Below are 17,885 nucleotides of genomic sequence, written 5' to 3'. Positions count from 1 at the left end.
CGCAGTGTAGTCGTTGTCGAGCAGCGCGAGGCTGTGATCGGGCTGCTCGTCAACGTCTACACGGTTTAGACCTTGAAACGGCCCACCAAGGTTTGCAGGTGAGTGCCCAGTCGGGCCAGTTCCACGCTGGAAGCCGCGGTTTCTTCGCTGGCCGCAGCGGTTTGCTCAGACACATCGCGCACGTTGAGCACGCTGCGGTTGATCTCTTCGGCGACCGAGCTTTGCTGCTCGGCGGCAGCTGCAATCTGCTGGTTCATGCCCTGGATGGTCGACACAGTACGGGTGATGGTGCTCAGCGAGGCCCCGGCGCGACGGGTCAGCTCGACGCTGCTGTCGGTCAACACGCGGCTGTTGTCCATGCTGGTGGACACCCGCTGCGTACCGCTTTGCAAGCCAACAATCAGCTCTTCTATTTCTTCGGTAGAGGCTTGGGTGCGTTGCGCCAGGCTGCGCACTTCATCGGCCACTACGGCAAACCCGCGGCCTGCCTCGCCCGCCCGTGCCGCCTCAATCGCCGCGTTGAGCGCCAGCAGATTGGTCTGTTGCGACACTGATTTGATCACGTCCAGCACGCTGCCAATCTTGCCGCTTTCTTGTTGCAGGTGCGTCATGGCGTCGGTGGACTTCAGCACCTCGGCGGCCAAGTGCTCAATCTGCTCAATGGCCTGCGCGACCACCGTGTCACCTTCACGCGCTTGTTGATCGGCGGCGACGGCAGCCTCAGAGGCTTCTTCTGCGTTACGCGCGACCTCATGCACGGTGGCGGCCATTTCGTGCATGGCGGTGGCCACTTGATCGGTCTCAACCTTTTGGCTGTTGACCCCGGCGCTGGTCTGCTCCGTCACGGCTGATAACTGCTCGGCCGCGCTGGCGATCTGGGTCACGCCGTCGCTGATACCGCCGATCAGGTCGCGCAGTTCGCCGGTCATGCGGGCAATGGCCTGTTGCACTTGGCCCAGTTCGTCGCGACGCTGAGTAGGGTGATCTTGACTGAGATCGCCTGCGGCTACGGCTTCTACGATGCGCAGGGTGTGTTGCAGCGGGGTGACGATCTGTCGGGTAATCAGCCAGGCAGCCAGTGTGCCGAGCGCCAGGGCCAATACGGCGCAAAGAGTCAGGGAGGTTTTGGCCTGTTGTGCATCGTTGTCGCGCTTGGTGGTTTGCGAGGTCGCCAGTTCGTGGCTCAGGCTCACCAGGCTGTCGCCCAAGGTTTGCAGGCTGTTCTGTTGTTGGTCGCTGAGCAGTTGCGAGTCGCGAAACTGCACGAACGTCTCGCCGTAGTTTTTCAGCGAGTGGGCAGCTTGTTGCAACTGCGGGCTGTATTCGCCGGGCAATTGCGCCGAGAGGCGGGTGAGTTCGTTTTGAGCGAAAAGGATGGCATCCAGTGCGGGTTGCGCGGCATCGGCATCGCCACTGTGGGTATAACCACGCACTTGATAGCGCGCGTGTTGCAGTTGGCGGCTGAGTTCGTTGACCCGGTTGAGCATGGCCAGGTCATTGCCCTTGAGCACGTCCTTTTCGATGCCGTCGATAGTGTCGGCAGCGCTTTGCGCGCTGCTGCCAAGGCGCGCCCGATTTAGCTCGCGGGCCTGGGTGGCCTTGTCGATTTGGCTGAAGATGTTTTTGTATTGCGCGACCGCCTGCAACTCTTGGTTGATCATGGCCAAGTCTTCGGAGATCCCCAATAGTTTGCTGGCGAGCGTCAGATTGTTATCGATATCGTTGAGCAGGTCATTGACTTCACCGGGGCCATTCTCACCGTTATCCCGGTCGTAGGACACGCGGGCAATGCGCAGGTCTTTGACCAGCGCCACGGTGTCGGAAATGGTGCTGAGCTTTTTGCTGCGATCAATGATCGACGTCAGTCCGCTCCAGCCGGTGGCGGTAATCAACAGCGTCATGATCAGTACCAGGCCAAAGCCGAGACTGAGTTTGCGATTGACGCTGATATTGCCCAGCGTGGTGGTCAACCAATGGTTCATGGTGATGCTCCTTATCTGATCGATTCACATCGATGCACGCCATCCATGGCCACTGAGTATGTTTTTGAAGCGTCAGATTATCGGCCGCAAAAGGCCGCACTTGAGGGGTTTATACAAATTGTATTTAAAATGCCAATAGGCGTTGACGAGGCACGCGGCTGCTATCGGGGGCGAAGCAGCCGTAAACCCGATTGCAGGGGGGCGTCTTAAAACAAGCGGGCGAGAAGGGCGGTGACGGCGGTTTCAACCCGCAAAATGCGTGGCCCCAGTTGCACCGGTTGCAACCCGGCCTTGGCCAGCAGGTCGATTTCGTAAGGGATCCAGCCACCTTCCGGGCCAATGGCCAGCGTCACGGCTTGGTCCAGCCCGCGCGGGCATTCAGGGTAATCACCGGGATGGCCCACTAGCCCCAATGTGCCATCAACCAAGGCTGGCAGGCGGTCTTCAACAAACGGCTTGAAGCGCTTTTCAAGGGTGATGTTCGGCAGCACGCTGTCACGGGCTTGCTCAAGCCCCAGGATCAACTGCTCGCGAATGGCTTCAGGTTCCAGAAACGGGGTTTGCCAAAAACTTTTCTCGACCCGGTAACTGTTCACCAACACGACGTTGGGTACACCCATGGCGGCCACGGTTTGTAGCACCCGGCGCAGCATTTTCGGGCGTGGCAGGGCCAGCAGTAAGGTCAGGGGCAGTTTGGCCGGGGGCGGCTGGTCGAGGCTGTGGATCACCAGCTCGGCCTCTTTGGCTTCTAGGCGCACCAGTTCGGCGCTGCCCATCAAGCCACCTATCCGGCCTACTCGCAGGCTGTCGCCTACAACAGCGCGGTGAACTTCCTGCATGTGCGTCAAGCGCCGGTCGCGCAGGATCACGCGGTCGGCAGCAATGAAATCGGCCTCTTCGAGGAGCAGCAGGTTCACGCTTGAGGCGCTGGCGGTTGGGCGTTCTGGTCAGCCGGTTGATCGTCGGTATCGTCACCGCGTTTGTTCTTGCTCACTAGGCTGCCAAACAGAATGCCGATTTCAAACAGCATCCACATCGGAATCGCCAGCAAGGTTTGCGAGAAGATATCCGGCGGGGTCAGGATCATGCCGACCACGAAGCAGCCGATGATCACGTACGGGCGGATCTTGCGCAGGTATTTGACGTCGACAATGCCAATCCACACCAGCAGCACCACGGCCACCGGGATTTCAAAGGCCACGCCAAAGGCGAAGAACAGGGTCATGACGAAATCAAGGTAGCTGCTGATGTCGGTCATCATCGCGACGCCTTCGGGGGTGGCGGCGGCGAAGAACTTGAACACCAGCGGGAACACCAGGAAGTAGGCAAACGCCATGCCTGCATAGAACAGAAAGATGCTCGACACCAGCAACGGCACGGCGATGCGCTTTTCATGCTTGTACAGGCCCGGCGCGATAAAGCCCCAGATCTGGTGCAGGATCACCGGGATGGCAATAAACAGCGACACCATCATGGTCAGCTTGAGCGGCGTGAGGAACGGCGAGGCCACGTCCGTGGCAATCATCGTGGCGCCCACTGGCAAGTACTCACGCAGGGGCGTGGAGACTAGCGTGTAGATCTGCTGCGTGAAGGCAAACAAGCCCGCGAAGATGATGAAAATCGCCGCGATGCAGCGCAACAGGCGGGTGCGCAGCTCAGTCAGGTGCGAAACCAGCGGCATTGGCTGGTCATTTTCAGGAATGTCGCTCATGCGCTTAAGGGGCTCGCGGTGGCAGGGTTGGGTCGTGTGGCGCTGGCGTTTGAGGCGCAGGCACGGACGCGGTTTTGCTCAGGCTCACGGGCGCGGGGCTGGCGGGTTCGACAGGCGCAGCGGCCACCGGTGTCGCGGGCGGCTCAACAGGCGTGAGGGGTTTCACGGCGTCTTGCAGCGGGGCCAGGATCTTCTTGGCCTCTTCTTCCATCGACATGATGTGTTCGTTGTGCAGCTGGCGCCGGATCTCATCGGCACCGATCTCACGTTCAACTTCCTGTTTGATCGCATTGAAACTGCGTTTCAAGCGCCCGACCCACAGGCCCGCCGTGCGTGCCGCACCCGGCAGGCGTTCTGGCCCGAGCACGAGCAGAGCCACCAGGCCGACGAGCAGCAGTTCACTGAAGCTGATACCGAACATTAGTTTTGGCTCACACGTCTTTGCGGGTCGGCTCTTCGACTTTTTGTGCCTGCACGTCGATGGTGTGCGGCTCGTTCAAGGTCGAAGTGGTGTGGGGTTGTGGCGCGGCAGTCGGCTGCGCAGGTGGCACCACCGGTTCAGCCGGTTTTTCGTCGTCGTTCATGGCTTTGCGAAAGCCCTTGATCGATTCGCCGACGTCAGTGCCGAGGTTTTTCAGTTTTTTGGTGCCGAAGACCAGTACCACGACTACCAGAATGACGATCCAGTGTTTCCAGTCAAAAATGCCCATGATCGGTTCCTTTGCAAAAGAGGGTTAGGCGGACGGCCGCGAGGCTTTTTCCACGTGGCCGGAGGTGCCGATGCGACGCTCCAGTTCATCCAGTACAGCCTGCGGATGCTGCCCCAGCTGGGCGAGCATGATCATGCTGTGAAACCACAGGTCGGCGGTTTCGTAGATCACATCGCTGCAATCACCGCTGATGGCGGCGTCCTTGGCAGCAATGATGGTCTCGACCGATTCTTCACCGACCTTTTCCAGAATCTTGTTCAGGCCCTTGTGGTACAGGCTGGCAACGTAAGAACTGCCCGGTTCGGCATTCTTGCGTTCTTCGATCACTTGGGCAACGCGGCTCAAGGTGTCAGTCATGGGAGTGCCCTGCTTGGTAAATGGCGTGCGGGTCTTTCAGAACCGGGTCTACGGTCTTCCACTCGGTGTTTTCGTACACGCGATAGAAGCAGCTCTGACGGCCGGTATGGCAGGCGATGTCACCGATCTGTTCAACCATCAAAATGATGACGTCAGCGTCGCAGTCCAGGCGCATTTCATGCAGCTTTTGTACATGGCCCGACTCTTCGCCCTTGCGCCACAGTTTGCCGCGCGAACGTGACCAGTAAATGGCACGGTTCTGGGCAGCGGTCAGGCTCAGCGCTTCGCGGTTCATCCAGGCCATCATCAAGACGCGCCCGGTTTTGTGGTCTTGGGCAATCGCCGGCACCAGGCCGTTGCTGTCCCATTTGATCTCGTCCAGCCAGTGTTTCATGTTTGACTCCGACAACGGGTCCGGGGCTAAAGGCCCGGACCGGCGAATGCACAGTTTGCCAGCCTGCTCGGGGGCTGGCTATCGGCGCACGATCAGATACAAGCCCACGGCCAGCATGATGCCGGCCGGCCAATAGCCCAGGGTGTGCAGTGGACCGACGGTGGCCAGTAAGGCACCTGCGGCCAAATGTCCCGCTCCCAGCAAGCGCAAGAACCAGCTGTCTCGGGGTTCTGTTACCACCAACTTCTGGTTTTTTGCATGGGGCTGCGACAGGCGTTCCAGCAAATCGCGGGTCATGCCCGCCAGATGCGGGAGTTGCTCGACTTGACTGTGCAGGTTGCGCAGCAGGGTTTTGGGGCTGACGCGTTCACGCATCCAGCGCTCAAGGAACGGCTGGGCGGTGCTCCACAGGTCGAGATCGGGGTAAAGCTGACGGCCCAGGCCTTCGATATTGAGCAAGGTTTTTTGCAGCAACACCAGCTGCGGCTGGACTTCCATGTTGAAACGTCGAGCCGTCTGGAACAGACGCATCAGCACCTGACCAAAGGAAATTTCTTTCAGCGGCTTTTCGAAGATCGGTTCGCACACGGTACGTATGGCGGCTTCGAATTCGTTGAGTTTGGTGTGCGCCGGCACCCAGCCCGAATCAATGTGCAACTGCGCCACGCGGCGGTAGTCACGCTTGAAGAAAGCAAACAGGTTGCGGGCCAGATAGTCCTGATCTTCGGGGGTCAGGCTGCCGACGATGCCGCAGTCGATCGCGATGTATTGCGGGCTCCAGGGGCTGACTGTGCTGACGAAAATATTGCCGGGGTGCATGTCCGCATGAAAGAAGCTGTCGCGAAACACTTGGGTGAAGAAAATTTCGACCCCGCGCTCGGCGAGCATTTTCATGTCGGTGCGCTGGTCGGCCAGGGCGGGCAGGTCCGTGACTTGAAGCCCGTAAATACGCTCCATCACCAGCACTTTGGGGCGGCACCAGTCCCAGTAAATCTGCGGCACGTAAAGCAGTGGCGAACCTTCGAAGTTGCGTTTGAGCTGGCTGGCGTTGGCCGCTTCGCGTAGCAGGTCGAGTTCGTCGTAGATGGTTTTTTCGTAATCACTGACCACGTCTACCGGGTGCAGCAGACGGGCATCGGCGCTCAGGCGCTCAGCGGTTTTGGCCAGGATGAACAGCCACGCCAAATCAGAACCGATGATCGGTTTGAGGCCGGGACGCACCACCTTGACCACCACTTCTTCGCCGGTCTTGAGCTTGGCGCTATGCACTTGCGCCACCGACGCCGATGCCAGCGGTTCGATATCAAACCGGCTGAACACTTCGCTGATGGTTGCGCCCAATTGCTCTTCGATCAGCTTGACGGCCAGCTGCGGGTCGAATGGCGGCACGCGGTCTTGCAGCAGCATCAATTCATCGGCGATATCGGGCGGCAGCAGGTCGCGACGGGTAGACAGGATCTGCCCGAACTTGATGAAGATCGGCCCCAAGTCCTGTAGCGCCAGACGCAAGGCCGCTCCGCGGCTCAATTCCAGCTTTTTGCGCGGGAACCAGCGCCACGGCAACGCATAGCGCAGCGATAGCATCCACCACGGCAAAGGCAGGGCGAACAGCAGGTCATCCAGTCGGTAGCGGATGACCACGCGCTGGATGCGAAACAAACGACGAATGGCAAGCAGCTTCATGCGACATCGCTGGAATTGAGGGAGCGAGAGAGGCGCTCAATGCGCGCTTCCAGTCGGTCCAGGTCGAGTTTGAGATGGTCAAGTTCGTCAAAGCGCGCTTGCGCTTCACTTTCTCCGACCAATGTGCGGGCTTCTTCGCTCAGGTATTCGGCCAAGTTCTGATTGAGGCTGGCGAAGCCTTGCTGGTACCAGTTAGCGCGGCTACGCAAGTGGCCGCCGATCAGTGCGGTAGGCACCGGGCCAATCCAGCGTGAGAGTTCGTACTCCCAGTCCAGTTCCAGATCTTGCAGGATCGCCGCCAGCGTCATCAGCACATGACTGTCGCCTTCGAGGTCGACTTCAGGGCCATGCAACACAGCGGTTTTGTCTTTGCTCAAGGCCAAGCGCAACAGGCTGGTTGCCGGTGCACGCAGTGTGCAATCGGCGTCGGCGGCCCATTGGGTGGCTAACAGCAGGCCTTCGTCGCTGGGCAAAATGAACAGATGCAGCGCAGGGCTGGCGCATTCAACCGCAATCACTTTGCCGGTCAATGGCTGCATGCGCGCACGTGCTGTGCTGTCCAGGCGCAAGACGCGGTTAACACCGCTCTCAACGCTGGCGAGAAGGCCCCTGAGCAACATCAGGGTTTGATGCCGCGGTGCAGTGCAACGATGCCAGAGGTCATGTTGTGATAAGTCACGCGGTCAAAACCGGCCTCGACCATCATCGACTTCAGGGTTTCCTGATTCGGGTGCATACGGATCGACTCAGCCAGATAGCGATAGCTTTCCGGGTCGTTGAGGATCAGTTTGCCGACCATCGGCATAAAGGCGAACGAGTAGGCATCGTAGACCTTGGACATCAACGCGTTGGTGGGCTTGGAGAATTCCAGCACCAGCAAACGGCCGCCCGGCTTGAGCACACGCAGCATCGAGCGCAGGGCGTCTTCTTTGTGGGTCACGTTGCGCAGGCCAAAGGCGATGGTCACGCAATCGAAGTAGTTGTCCGGGAACGGCAGCTTTTCAGCGTCGGCCTGAACGAACTCGATATTGCCCGCCACACCTTTGTCCAGCAGGCGGTCACGGCCAACCTTGAGCATGGAAGCGTTGATATCCGCCAGCACGACTTGACCGGTGGGGCCGACCAGATGCGAAAACTTGCGCGCCAGATCGCCCGTGCCGCCTGCGATGTCGAGCACCTTGTTGCCTTGGCGAACACCCGACAGCTCGATGGTGAAGCGCTTCCACAGACGGTGCATACCGCCCGACAGAACGTCGTTCATCAGGTCATATTTGCCTGCGACGGAGTGAAACACCTCCGCGACTTTTTCCGCTTTTTGGCTTTCTGGAACGTTTTTGAAGCCGAAGTGCGTGGTGGGTTCGGCATCGCTGCCTTTGCGCTGATCAGTCATATCGCTGTCACCAAAAGAGAATGCTGGCCATTCTAATCCCGGAGGCCGACTTTGTCTTGGCGAGGGTCAATGTAAGTATAGTGGTCGGCTTATTTATGAGGAGTGAAGCCATGGCTCGCATCAGCGTTGAACGCACCCATGCCCTGGGCATTGAGGCTGCACGGGTAAAAGCTCAGCAAGTGGTTGAGAAGCTGGCGGCGCAGTACGGCCTGCAACCTACCTGGTCAGGTGACAAGGTCCAATTGAAGCGGTCGGGAGTAGACGGCTTGCTGGAAATCGGTGAGCGCACGGTCAAGGTCGACGTGAAGCTCGGGATGCTGATGTCACCGATGAGTGGCATGATCCAGTCCGAAATTGAACGCTCGCTGGATAAAGCCTTGGCGTAAGAAGTGATGGCGACATGCACGCGGACTGTTCAGTAGAAGAAGTGTGACGGGTGAGAGCGCTTTAGAGTGTAGGCAGTGTGACTTTAAAGCGCCGAACAGAGCGGATGACATATATGAAAGTGCTCTCGGTATTGATCTAGAGCGTGTGGTTGATTAATGACAGCGAAGTCGGGGTAAATCCTGTGTGGCTGAGTTGAACTACTGTTTTTCTCAGGAAGATCAAATACACACAAGGAGCTGTTAAATGTCAGATTATCGATTTCAAGTTGTTCGCCAGTCTGTGGGTACCCATGAAGTTGCACGAGACAAATCCAGAGTTGTTGCTGAACTATTCATTGAGCAGCGAAAGGGATTTACTTTTACGGAACATGTCGCGAGCGAAGAGGTGACAGAATTTATAATTAAAAATAATGAAAGCATTGTGGTGGGCCAGTTGTTTGTTTTGATCAATAGTGTGTTGTTTTTCATCTTCGGCACCGCAGCCGCTGAAGAGGCATGGAATATGGAAGGCGACATGGTTGATCTTATGGATCATGCATTTCCGACAGCCAGTGCCGCAGAAAAGTTATGACGGCTATCGAGTGTTTATTTCCCCCTGTACAGAATGAATCATCTATTCGCTGGCCCTGTTTTTGCGTGTGCCGCCAATCCGTACAAGCATGCCTTGAAACGGCCCTGATTAAGGTCTAAACCTAGTGCAGGTGAACAGGTTGTTCACCTTGATGAGTCGACGGTCTGCGGATGGACGTCGCAATTGAACATTGAGGGGAACACGATGGCGGCTAAAAAACCGGCGACACCTGCAAAAGACAACCACTCTTGGGTTGGCAAAGTTGAAGAGTACTCGCGCAAAATCTGGCTCGCGGGCTTGGGCGTGTACTCGAAAATTGATACGGATGGCAGCAAGTTGTTTGACAGCTTGGTCAAGGACGGTGAAAAGGCCGAAAAATTGACCAAGACCACTGAACCTAAAATGACCAAATCGTCTACGCGCTCTAAAGTTGACGATGTTAAAGAGTTGGCGCTAGGTAAATGGGGCGAGTTGGAAGAAGCCTTCGATAAACGCCTGAGCAGCGCTATTTCCCGGCTAGGTGTGCCGAGTCGTGATGAAGTGAAAGTGCTGCACGCCAAAGTAGAAACCCTGACCAAACACATTGAAAAGCTGACGGCAGCGGCTGCCAAAGTCACGGCGACCAAAGCGCCTGTTGCCAGCAAATCTGCGCCTGCAAAGCCTGCTGTAAAACCAGCAGTCAAAAAAGCACCTGTGGCTTCCGGTAAACCTGCGGCGGCCAAACCTGTTGTGAAGAAGCCGGCGGTGAGCAAAAAACCGGTGGCTCCGAAACCTGATTCGCCCGCTGCTTGATCGCAGCCTCGTCAGCGCCTCCTGTTGTCGCTGTCGAGGTACGAGGCTGCGATCGGGCGCGCAGCGGCCGTAGAGTCATTTAACGCGATACTTGAGCCACACTGCAGCGCTCGGGTTTGCGAGCGCTGCGCACTCGATCGCAGCCTCGCATTACTCGTCAGCGACTACAAAAAACCAGCACTTCGTGGGGGGGCGGTAACCGCGCACCCACAGAGCAAGCAGGCGTTACAGCATCAATTTGACGATGGACTCGGACGGGTCGCGTGACTTGCCGGCTTTTTTCAATTCTTCCAGATAGTCTGCCCACAGCGCGTCTTGACGCTGGCCCAATTGATACAGGTATTGCCAGGTAAACAGCCCGCTGTCGTGGCCGTCATCGAAGCTGATCTTTAAGGCGTATTGGCCTGCGGGCTCAATTTTGTTGATGCCCACATTGATCTTGCCGTGTTGCAAGATCGGATTACCGTGGCCTTGCACCTCGGCGGAGGGGGAGTGCACGCGTAAAAGCTCGGCAGGCAGATGAAACTCCTCGCCTGAGGGGTATTTCAGCGTCAGTGCTTTCGAGGCTTTGTGCAGGTTGATGGCGCTCGGGTTCATGGTCATAACCTTTGGTTTCACACAAACAATAAAGCCGCTGGCGCAGACTGCAATCGCCAACGACGTTGGCGCAGGATACTAAGATCACTGAAGGCCGGTGGCCTTATCGCAGCTCGCATCAGCGGCTACAGGAGGTGCAAGCGCTTTTACAAGATGTAGCGCGACAGGTCTTCGTTTTCTGCCAATTCGCCCAAATGGCTGTTCACGTACTCGGCGTCGATACGAATCGGTTCGTCTTGATGAGCACTGGCGATATCACCGGCACTGAAAGACACCTCTTCGAGCAAGCGCTCAAGCAACGTGTGCAAGCGACGCGCACCGATGTTCTCGGTTTTCTCGTTCACTTTCCAGGCAATTTCAGCCAGGCGCTTGATGCCTTCAGGCATGAACTCGATGTTCAGGCCTTCAGTTTTCAGCAGCTCGCGGTATTGCTCGGTCAGGGAGGCATGCGGTTCGCTGAGGATACGTTCGAAGTCTTCCGGCGACAACGCTTTGAGCTCAACCCGAATCGGCAAACGGCCTTGCAGCTCAGGTACCAGGTCGCTAGGTTTGCTGAGGTGGAAGGCGCCCGAAGCAATAAACAGGATGTGGTCAGTTTTGACCATGCCCAGTTTGGTGTTGACGGTGCAACCTTCGATCAGCGGCAGCAGGTCGCGCTGTACGCCTTCACGCGATACATCAGCACCGCCCACGTTGCCACGCTTGGCCACTTTGTCGATTTCGTCGATGAACACAATGCCGTGCTGCTCAACCGCTTCCAGCGCCTTGGCTTTGAGTTCTTCGTCGTTGACCAGGCGGCCTGCTTCTTCGTCACGCACCATTTTCAGGGCTTCTTTGACTTTCAGCTTGCGGCTCTTGCGCTTGCCTTTGCCCATGTTGGCAAACAGGCTCTGCAATTGGTTGGTCATTTCTTCCATGCCAGGCGGCGCGGAAATATCGACGCCCACAGCATCGGCGACTTCGATTTCGATTTCTTTATCGTCCAGCTGACCTTCGCGCAGACGCTTGCGGAACAGTTGGCGGGTGTTGGAATCCTGCGGGGTGGCCGCTTCTTCGCCGAAGGTGCGAGCCGGTGGCAGCAGTGCGTCAAGGATGCGCTCTTCTGCGGCGTCTTCTGCACGATGGCGAACTTTGACGATCTCTTGCTCGCGCAGCAGTTTGATGGCTGCATCGGCCAGGTCACGAATGATCGACTCTACGTCGCGGCCGACATAGCCCACTTCGGTGAACTTGGTGGCTTCGACTTTGATGAACGGTGCGTTGGCCAGTTTGGCCAGACGACGGGCGATTTCGGTTTTACCGACACCGGTCGGGCCGATCATCAAGATGTTTTTGGGGGTCACTTCAACACGCAGCTCTTCAGGCAGCTGCATGCGGCGCCAGCGGTTACGCAGCGCGATGGCGACGGCGCGTTTGGCATCGTCCTGGCCGATGATATGGCGATTGAGTTCGTGGACGATTTCGCGGGGAGTCATGGACATAGTAGTTGGCGTTCCTCTAGCAGAATGAAGGGGCACAAACGGGTCGGTGAATTGACCCGGCCAGCGGCTTATTCGGCGAGGTCCTGCTCCTCAAGAGTGATGTTGTGGTTAGTGAATACACAGATGTCGCCGGCAATGCCCAGCGCAGTTTCGGCAATTTCGCGGGCCGACAGATCGGTTTTCATCAGCAACGCGCGGGCTGCGGCCTGGGCGAATGCACCCCCCGACCCCATGGCGATCAAGCCGTCTTCTGGCTCAACCACGTCCCCGTTGCCGGTGATGATCAAAGAAGCGTCTTTGTTGGCCACGGCCAGCATGGCTTCAAGGCGGCTCAGCGAGCGGTCGGTACGCCATTCTTTGGCTAACTCGACGGCTGCGCGAACCAGATGGCCTTGATGTTTTTCAAGCTGGCCTTCAAAGCGTTCGAACAGGGTGAATGCATCAGCGGTGGCACCGGCGAAACCGGCTATGACCTGACCGTGATAGAGACGACGGACTTTTTTCGCGTTGCCTTTCATGACGGTGTTGCCAAGTGAAACCTGGCCGTCGCCAGCCATGACAACTTTGCCGTGACGGCGTACTGAAACGATGGTGGTCAAGGGAAGAGTCTCCACGCAGCGGGGCGAAAATGCCTGATGGAGATACATATGGGGGTTGTAGCGAATATTTCAACAGTGGGAAGGCAATGCGGATGAACGGAGAACGGACAAATCCTGTAGCAGCTGTCGAGGATCGATGGCTGCTACAGGTCAAGCACTTGCCCGGTGGCGTGCCAGGTATTAACGGCGCTGCTGTAGCAACAAGTTACTAAAGCCGCTGCCCGCCAGTTGCTTCTGCGCAACAGTCAGCTGGTCACGGTTGCTGAAGGGGCCAACCAGCACGCGGTACCAGGTTTCGTCTTTCACGGTGCCGGCTTCAACCGTTGCGGTTTGGCCGAGCAAGATGATTTGCGCACGCACTTTTTCCGCGTCGGCTTGTTTGCGGAACGAGCCCGCCTGCAAGAAGAACTTGGTTACCGGCGCCGCTTTCACCACGGGCGGTGCAGGTGGCGGGGTCACACCGCTCAAGGCAGCCTGAGCGCGGGCCGTGTCAATTTTTGCCGCTTCGGCCGGGGTTACCGGCGCCAGCGGCGCAGTTTGCGGCGTTGGTGGGGTTTTTTCCGGTACGGCTTCTGGCGGCACGATCACTTCAGACTCGGGCAACAAGGTGTAGAAGTCGTACTTGGGCTTGATCGGTTGCGCAGGGCTTGGCGGCGTTTTATTTGCCTGGGCCGTTTGCGACGCCTTTTGCTGCTCTTGCTTGACGCGCTTGACGTCGTCGCCCTTGCCAGGTTCGAGTTTCATCAAAAACACGATAAATGCGCCCACGGTCAGGCCGATGGCCATCCACAGCCAACCTGGAATCGGTTGTTTGGCGGGCGCCTGATACCGGCTGGCGCCACGCTTGGGTGCAGGTTTTTTCTTGGCGGCCAACTTACATGCGCTCCAGAGTTTCCAGGCCCAGCAATTCCAGACCTTGCTTGAGGGTACGGCCCGCCAGGGCTGCCAGGCGCAGGCGGCTTTGTTTTTGTGCTTCGTCTTCGGCGTTCAGGATCGGGCAGTTCTCATAGAAGCTGGAGAACAGGCCTGCCACTTCGTACAGGTAGGTGCACAAAGTGTGCGGCGTGCCTTTTTCAGCCACGTTATTGAGCACTTCACCGAACTGCGCCAGCTTGGCGGCAAGCTCTTGCTCTTGTGGCGCTTGCAGCACGATCTGGCCTTCAACTTCGGTGAAGTTTTTGCCCAGTTTGCGGAACACGCCTGCCACACGGGTGTAGGCGTACAGCAAGTAAGGCGCGGTATTGCCTTCGAAGTTCAACATCAGGTCGAAGTTGAAGCTGTAATCGCTGGTGCGGTGCTTGGACAAGTCGGCGTATTTCACCGCGTCGATGCCGACCACTTTGGCGATGGCACGCAGTTCGTCTTCTGGCAGCTCAGGGTTTTTCTCTTTGACCAGGGTGTAGGCGCGCTCTTTGGCTTCATTGAGCAGGTCGATCAATTTAACCGTGCCACCGTCGCGGGTTTTGAATGGGCGGCCGTCTGCGCCGTTCATGGTGCCGAAGCCCATGTGTTCCATTTCCATCGGGTGGGTCACGAAACCGGCTTTGCGCGCAACGGCAAACACTTGCTGGAAGTGCAGCGCCTGACGCTGGTCGACAAAGTACAGGGCTCGGTCTGCTTTCAATACGCCGCTGCGATAGCGGATGGCTGCCAGGTCGGTGGTGGCATACAGGTAGCCGCCGTCGGCCTTGACGATGATCACCGGCAACGGCTCGCCGTCAGCGTTTTTGAACTCGTCGAGGAACACGCATTGTGCGCCATTGCTCTCGACCAGCATGCCTTTGGCCTTGAGGTCGTTGACGACGTTGATCAGGTCGTCGTTGTAGGCACTTTCGCCCATCACATCGGCCATGGTCAGTTTGACGTTCAGCAGTTCGTAGATTTTCTGGCAATGCGACAGCGAGATGTCTTTGAACTTGGCCCACAGTGCCAGGCAGTCCGGGTCGCCGGCTTGCAGCTTGACCACCAGGCTACGGGCGCGGCCGGCGAACTCTGGCGACTCGTCGAAACGCTGCTTGGCCGCACGGTAGAAGTTTTCGAGGTCAGACAGCTCGTCGCTGGTGATCGGGTTTTCTTCCAGGTAGGCCATCAACATGCCGAACTGAGTGCCCCAGTCGCCCACGTGGTTTTGACGAATCACGTCGTCACCGAGGAACTCAAGTACCCGGGCTACGCCGTCGCCAATGATGGTGGAGCGCAAGTGGCCGACGTGCATTTCTTTGGCCAGGTTGGGCGCGGACATGTCGATCACGGTGCGCATGGCGGGGGTAGCCTTGCGTACGCCGATTTTCTCGTCAGCCAGGGCTGCGTCCAGGCGTGAGGCCAGTGCCTGGGTGTTTTGGAAGAAGTTCAGGAAGCCGGGACCGGCGATTTCGGTTTTGCTGATTTGTTCATCGGCCGGCAGGGCGGCGATGATTTTTTCAGCCAGATCGCGCGGCTTCATGCCGGCCGGCTTTGCCAGCATCATGGCGATGTTGCTGGCAAAGTCGCCGTGGGTCTTGTCACGGGCGTTTTCCACCTGAATCGCTGGCGTCAGGCCTTCAGGCAACACACCTTCTGTGACGAGTTGAGCTAGGGCTTGTTGAATCAGCTGGCGAATGGTGTCTTTCATGGTCTTCTCTTTCGACCGCAAGCGCGGTAGCGCTTCAGTGCGCAGGTGGAAAAACTGGGCATTATCCGTTGCCGGGTCGGCCTTGCCAACCTTGGCAGTTGGGTAATGGATCTGCGGTGATGATCACGCGGTGGTCCCGGATCACTTCGCTCTTATCAGGGTGCATAAATTTTGCGGCGTGAGCTTGCTCGCGATCAACAGTTTGGCGGTCAATACAGGTCGACCGGATCAACGTCCAGGGACCAGCGCACTTGCCGCCCGCTGGGCATTTGTTCGAGCAGCAGCAGCCATTGGTTGAGCAAACGGTGCAGCGGCGCGCGCGCGTTGGCTTGTAACAATAATTGCGCGCGGTAGCGTCCGGCACGGCGTTCCATGGGCGCAGGCACCGGGCCGAGCAGTTCGACGCCGGTCAGGTTCAGCTCGCCCAGCAGGCGTTCGGCCTCGCTGCATGCCTGGTCCAAAAAGCCTTCGGCTTGCCCTGGTTTGTGGGCTTCGGCCCGGAGCAGGGCCAAGTGCGCAAAAGGCGGCAGGCCCGCCGCTCGCCGCTCGCTCAATGCTTGTTCAGCGAAGGCAAAGTAGCCTTGTTCGGTGAGTTGAATCAGCAGCGGGTGGTCAGCCAAGTGGGTCTGGATAATCACTTTGCCCGGTTCTTGCGCCCGCCCGGCGCGCCCGGCCACCTGCACAATCAATTGGGCCATGCGTTCGCTGGCGCGAAAGTCGCCGGAGAACAGGCCGCCATCGGCGTCCAGAATCGACACCAGCGTCACCCGTGGGAAGTGATGACCCTTGGCGAGCATTTGTGTGCCGATCAAAATGCACGGCTTGCCTTTCTGGATGGTGGCAAACAGCTGGTTCATCGCATCTTTGCGCGAAGTGCTGTCGCGGTCGACCCGTAAAACCGGGTAGTCGGGAAATAAAATCCCCAGCCGCTCTTCAGCACGCTCCGTACCTGCACCGACCGGGCGCAAGTCAACTTTGCCGCATTGCGGGCAATTGCGCGGCACACGCTCTACATGGCCGCAGTGATGGCAGCGCAACTCGCCCGAGCGCTGGTGCACGGTCATGCGCGCATCGCAGCGTTGGCATTCCGACATCCAGCCGCAGTCATGGCACAGCAACGTAGGGGCAAAGCCACGGCGGTTGAGGAAGACCAGCACTTGCTGGCCTGCCGCCAGGGTCTGACCAATGGCTTGTTGCATTGGCCCGGATATGCCGCTGTCCAGCGGGCGACTTTTAACGTCCAGGCGCAGGAAACGTGGCTGCCTGGCGCCCCCTGCGCGTTCATTAAGGCGCAGCAAACCATAGCGACCGGTGTAGGCGTTATGCAGGCTTTCGAGAGATGGCGTGGCAGAGCCGAGCACGATGGGGATGTTTTCCTGGCGTGCGCGCACCAGCGCCAAATCGCGGGCGTGATAGCGCAAACCTTCTTGCTGCTTATAAGAGCCGTCGTGTTCTTCGTCGATGATGATCAGCCCCGGGTTTTTCATCGGGGTGAACAGTGCCGAACGGGTGCCAATAATAATGTCGGCTTCGCCATCGCGAGCGGCCAACCAGCTTTCCAGGCGCTCGCGGTCGTTAACCGCCGAGTGCACCAGCGCAATACGCGCATTGAAACGCTGTTCGAAGCGGGCCAGGGTCTGCGGGCCGAGGTTGATCTCCGGGATCAGGACCAGCGCCTGTTTGCCAGCTTGAAGGGTTTCGCGGATCAGCTGCAAATACACTTCGGTCTTGCCGCTGCCGGTTACCCCGGCCAATAGAAATGCATGGAAGCTGCCAAGTCCTGCGTGGATGGCTTCATAGGCCGCCTGCTGTTCGCTGTTGAGCGGCAGTTCAGGCTGCGCCAGCCAGTGGTCGTGACGCTCAAGGGGTGCGTGGCGGCGGATTTCTACGCTGACCAACTCTTTAGCCAGCAGCAGGTCGAGGCTGTCTTTACTCAGCATTAACTTGCTAAGCAGCGTATGTGCGACGCCATGCGGGTGCTGGGCCAGAGTGGCCAGTGCTTCACGCTGACGGGGTGCGCGGGCAATGCGCGGGTCGTCGAGACGGGCGCCGGGCGCCATCTGCCAAAACCGCTCTTGTCGGGTTTCAGCCAGCTCCCCCTGACGCAGCAGTACGGGCAAGGCCCAGCTCAGGGTGTCGCCCAGACTGTGCTGGTAGTACTGCGAGGTCCATAAACACAGTTTGAGCAGCGAGGCGGGCAGCGGCGCGGTGGTATCGAGCAATGCAATCGCCGGTTTGAGCTTGTCGGCCGGGACCTCACTGTGATCGACCACCTCAACCAGAATGCCGATCATCTCGCGCCGCCCGAACGGTACCCGCAAGCGCATGCCCGGCTGCAATTGATCGCGTCGCACGCCAGCAGGCGCCCGATAGTCAAACAGGCGGCGCAGGGGGGAAGGCAGGGCAAGGCGCAAAATGGCGTCGGGCACGCGGGGCTCTCAAGTGATGAACGGCAAAGATGGCCCGGAGCCTAGCAGACAAAGCGCTGCGCGACTAAAAGGCAGGGCACTGAAAGGCGAATGATTTTAGCGGGAGCATGATTGGCTGCTTGCGTCAATGCATAGGTCTGGTATTATCGGCGCCCTAAATTTACGTGCGGTATTCAACAATGGTGTTGAGTG

The 17,885-nt window shown here is 58.3% G+C and carries 18 protein-coding genes and 2 pseudogenes; 3 read left to right on the top strand and 17 right to left on the bottom strand.

What is annotated here, in order from left to right:
- Positions 1-65 precede the first annotated feature (65 nt).
- The 11 genes and pseudogenes from GYN01_RS22720 to ubiE all read right to left on the bottom strand — a co-directional run bounded on the left by GYN01_RS22720 (position 66) and on the right by ubiE (position 8,227).
- Positions 66-929 (bottom strand): methyl-accepting chemotaxis protein, encoded by an 864-nt coding sequence (locus GYN01_RS22720; RefSeq protein WP_420850440.1) that lies wholly within the window; start codon positions 927-929, stop codon positions 66-68.
- Positions 921-1,901: pseudogene (locus tag GYN01_RS22715) on the bottom strand (methyl-accepting chemotaxis protein); the annotation flags it as partial. The pseudogene GYN01_RS22715 and the gene GYN01_RS22720, both read right to left, overlap by 9 nt.
- 287 nt (positions 1,902-2,188) lie before the next feature.
- Positions 2,189-2,899 (bottom strand): 16S rRNA (uracil(1498)-N(3))-methyltransferase, encoded by a 711-nt coding sequence (locus tag GYN01_RS15140; protein WP_048364571.1) that lies wholly within the window; start codon positions 2,897-2,899, stop codon positions 2,189-2,191.
- Positions 2,896-3,693 (bottom strand): twin-arginine translocase subunit TatC, encoded by a 798-nt coding sequence (gene tatC / locus GYN01_RS15135; RefSeq protein WP_048364570.1) that lies wholly within the window; start codon positions 3,691-3,693, stop codon positions 2,896-2,898. Before tatC ends, GYN01_RS15140 begins: the two co-directional genes overlap by 4 nt.
- A gap of 4 nt (positions 3,694-3,697) precedes the next feature.
- Positions 3,698-4,114: a Sec-independent protein translocase protein TatB gene (gene tatB, locus GYN01_RS15130; protein WP_048400639.1), complete on the bottom strand. Its 417-nt coding sequence runs from the start codon at positions 4,112-4,114 to the stop codon at positions 3,698-3,700.
- Between the two features lie 10 nt (positions 4,115-4,124).
- The gene (locus GYN01_RS15125) at positions 4,125-4,403 is read right to left on the bottom strand and encodes a twin-arginine translocase TatA/TatE family subunit (protein WP_019825245.1); all 279 of its coding nucleotides are present in this window, start codon (positions 4,401-4,403) and stop codon (positions 4,125-4,127) included.
- 24 nt (positions 4,404-4,427) lie between these two features.
- The gene (locus tag GYN01_RS15120) at positions 4,428-4,760 is read right to left on the bottom strand and encodes a phosphoribosyl-ATP diphosphatase (RefSeq protein WP_048364568.1); all 333 of its coding nucleotides are present in this window, start codon (positions 4,758-4,760) and stop codon (positions 4,428-4,430) included.
- A complete protein-coding gene (hisI, locus tag GYN01_RS15115) occupies positions 4,753-5,154 on the bottom strand; it encodes a phosphoribosyl-AMP cyclohydrolase (protein ID WP_203307387.1) in 402 nt (133 codons plus the stop codon). The genes GYN01_RS15120 and hisI overlap by 8 nt, the downstream gene beginning before the upstream one ends.
- Before the next feature lie 78 nt (positions 5,155-5,232).
- Positions 5,233-6,837: a ubiquinone biosynthesis regulatory protein kinase UbiB gene (gene ubiB, locus GYN01_RS15110; protein ID WP_048364566.1), complete on the bottom strand. Its 1,605-nt coding sequence runs from the start codon at positions 6,835-6,837 to the stop codon at positions 5,233-5,235.
- Positions 6,834-7,457, bottom strand: a complete 624-nt coding sequence (locus GYN01_RS15105; RefSeq protein ID WP_203307386.1) for a ubiquinone biosynthesis accessory factor UbiJ — start codon at positions 7,455-7,457, stop codon at positions 6,834-6,836. Before GYN01_RS15105 ends, ubiB begins: the two co-directional genes overlap by 4 nt.
- On the bottom strand, positions 7,457-8,227 hold the full coding sequence (gene ubiE, locus GYN01_RS15100) for a bifunctional demethylmenaquinone methyltransferase/2-methoxy-6-polyprenyl-1,4-benzoquinol methylase UbiE (RefSeq protein WP_048364564.1): 771 nt from the start codon (positions 8,225-8,227) through the stop codon (positions 7,457-7,459). The genes GYN01_RS15105 and ubiE overlap by 1 nt, the downstream gene beginning before the upstream one ends.
- A gap of 110 nt (positions 8,228-8,337) precedes the next feature.
- On the opposite strand from ubiE, the gene GYN01_RS15095 reads away from it, so the two are divergent.
- From GYN01_RS15095 to GYN01_RS15085, 3 genes and pseudogenes are all read left to right on the top strand, one after another.
- Positions 8,338-8,613, top strand: a complete 276-nt coding sequence (locus GYN01_RS15095) for a polyhydroxyalkanoic acid system family protein (RefSeq protein WP_048364563.1) — start codon at positions 8,338-8,340, stop codon at positions 8,611-8,613.
- A gap of 244 nt (positions 8,614-8,857) precedes the next feature.
- A complete protein-coding gene (locus GYN01_RS15090; RefSeq protein WP_203307385.1) occupies positions 8,858-9,184 on the top strand; it encodes a hypothetical protein in 327 nt (108 codons plus the stop codon).
- 204 nt (positions 9,185-9,388) lie between these two features.
- Positions 9,389-9,973: pseudogene (locus GYN01_RS15085) on the top strand (phasin family protein); the annotation flags it as partial.
- Positions 9,974-10,201: 228 nt separating this feature from the next.
- Here GYN01_RS15085 and GYN01_RS15080 read toward each other — a convergent pair.
- From GYN01_RS15080 to GYN01_RS15055, 6 genes are all read right to left on the bottom strand, one after another.
- Positions 10,202-10,573 (bottom strand): gamma-butyrobetaine hydroxylase family protein, encoded by a 372-nt coding sequence (locus GYN01_RS15080; protein ID WP_203307383.1) that lies wholly within the window; start codon positions 10,571-10,573, stop codon positions 10,202-10,204.
- A 146-nt stretch (positions 10,574-10,719) separates the two neighbouring features.
- The gene (gene hslU, locus GYN01_RS15075) at positions 10,720-12,054 is read right to left on the bottom strand and encodes an ATP-dependent protease ATPase subunit HslU (RefSeq protein WP_048364559.1); all 1,335 of its coding nucleotides are present in this window, start codon (positions 12,052-12,054) and stop codon (positions 10,720-10,722) included.
- Between the two features lie 68 nt (positions 12,055-12,122).
- Positions 12,123-12,653, bottom strand: a complete 531-nt coding sequence (gene hslV / locus GYN01_RS15070; RefSeq protein WP_048364558.1) for an ATP-dependent protease subunit HslV — start codon at positions 12,651-12,653, stop codon at positions 12,123-12,125.
- 180 nt (positions 12,654-12,833) lie between these two features.
- Positions 12,834-13,526: an SPOR domain-containing protein gene (locus GYN01_RS15065; protein ID WP_048364557.1), complete on the bottom strand. Its 693-nt coding sequence runs from the start codon at positions 13,524-13,526 to the stop codon at positions 12,834-12,836.
- A gap of 1 nt (position 13,527) precedes the next feature.
- Positions 13,528-15,264, bottom strand: coding sequence for an arginine--tRNA ligase (gene argS, locus GYN01_RS15060; protein WP_203307382.1), 1,737 nt, complete (start codon positions 15,262-15,264; stop codon positions 13,528-13,530).
- 209 nt (positions 15,265-15,473) lie between these two features.
- Entirely contained in the window at positions 15,474-17,693 is a 2,220-nt protein-coding gene (locus tag GYN01_RS15055) for a primosomal protein N' (protein ID WP_048400628.1), read from the bottom strand.
- Positions 17,694-17,885 lie beyond the last annotated feature (192 nt).

Source organism: Pseudomonas weihenstephanensis (genome assembly GCF_016812185.1).
In the GTDB taxonomy this organism is placed as follows: domain Bacteria; phylum Pseudomonadota; class Gammaproteobacteria; order Pseudomonadales; family Pseudomonadaceae; genus Aquipseudomonas; species Aquipseudomonas weihenstephanensis.
The sequence above is the reverse complement of the archived record's forward strand: the minus strand, read 5'-3'. Positions and strand labels throughout refer to the sequence as shown.

What these genes read in the sequence shown, in the direction of transcription:
- GYN01_RS15090 (WP_203307385.1), top strand. Translation starts at nt 8,858, where the DNA reads ATGTCAGATTATCGATTTCAAGTTGTTCGCCAGTCTGTGGGTACCCAT.
- ubiE (WP_048364564.1), bottom strand. Translation starts at nt 8,227, where the DNA reads ATGACTGATCAGCGCAAAGGCAGCGATGCCGAACCCACCACGCACTTC.
- GYN01_RS15125 (WP_019825245.1), bottom strand. Translation starts at nt 4,403, where the DNA reads ATGGGCATTTTTGACTGGAAACACTGGATCGTCATTCTGGTAGTCGTG.
- tatC (WP_048364570.1), bottom strand. Translation starts at nt 3,693, where the DNA reads ATGAGCGACATTCCTGAAAATGACCAGCCAATGCCGCTGGTTTCGCAC.
- tatB (WP_048400639.1), bottom strand. Translation starts at nt 4,114, where the DNA reads ATGTTCGGTATCAGCTTCAGTGAACTGCTGCTCGTCGGCCTGGTGGCT.
- argS (WP_203307382.1), bottom strand. Translation starts at nt 15,264, where the DNA reads ATGAAAGACACCATTCGCCAGCTGATTCAACAAGCCCTAGCTCAACTC.
- hisI (WP_203307387.1), bottom strand. Translation starts at nt 5,154, where the DNA reads ATGAAACACTGGCTGGACGAGATCAAATGGGACAGCAACGGCCTGGTG.
- GYN01_RS15105 (WP_203307386.1), bottom strand. Translation starts at nt 7,457, where the DNA reads ATGTTGCTCAGGGGCCTTCTCGCCAGCGTTGAGAGCGGTGTTAACCGC.
- GYN01_RS15120 (WP_048364568.1), bottom strand. Translation starts at nt 4,760, where the DNA reads ATGACTGACACCTTGAGCCGCGTTGCCCAAGTGATCGAAGAACGCAAG.
- GYN01_RS22720 (WP_420850440.1), bottom strand. Translation starts at nt 929, where the DNA reads ATGACCGGCGAACTGCGCGACCTGATCGGCGGTATCAGCGACGGCGTG.
- hslU (WP_048364559.1), bottom strand. Translation starts at nt 12,054, where the DNA reads ATGTCCATGACTCCCCGCGAAATCGTCCACGAACTCAATCGCCATATC.
- ubiB (WP_048364566.1), bottom strand. Translation starts at nt 6,837, where the DNA reads ATGAAGCTGCTTGCCATTCGTCGTTTGTTTCGCATCCAGCGCGTGGTC.
- GYN01_RS15080 (WP_203307383.1), bottom strand. Translation starts at nt 10,573, where the DNA reads ATGAACCCGAGCGCCATCAACCTGCACAAAGCCTCGAAAGCACTGACG.
- GYN01_RS15095 (WP_048364563.1), top strand. Translation starts at nt 8,338, where the DNA reads ATGGCTCGCATCAGCGTTGAACGCACCCATGCCCTGGGCATTGAGGCT.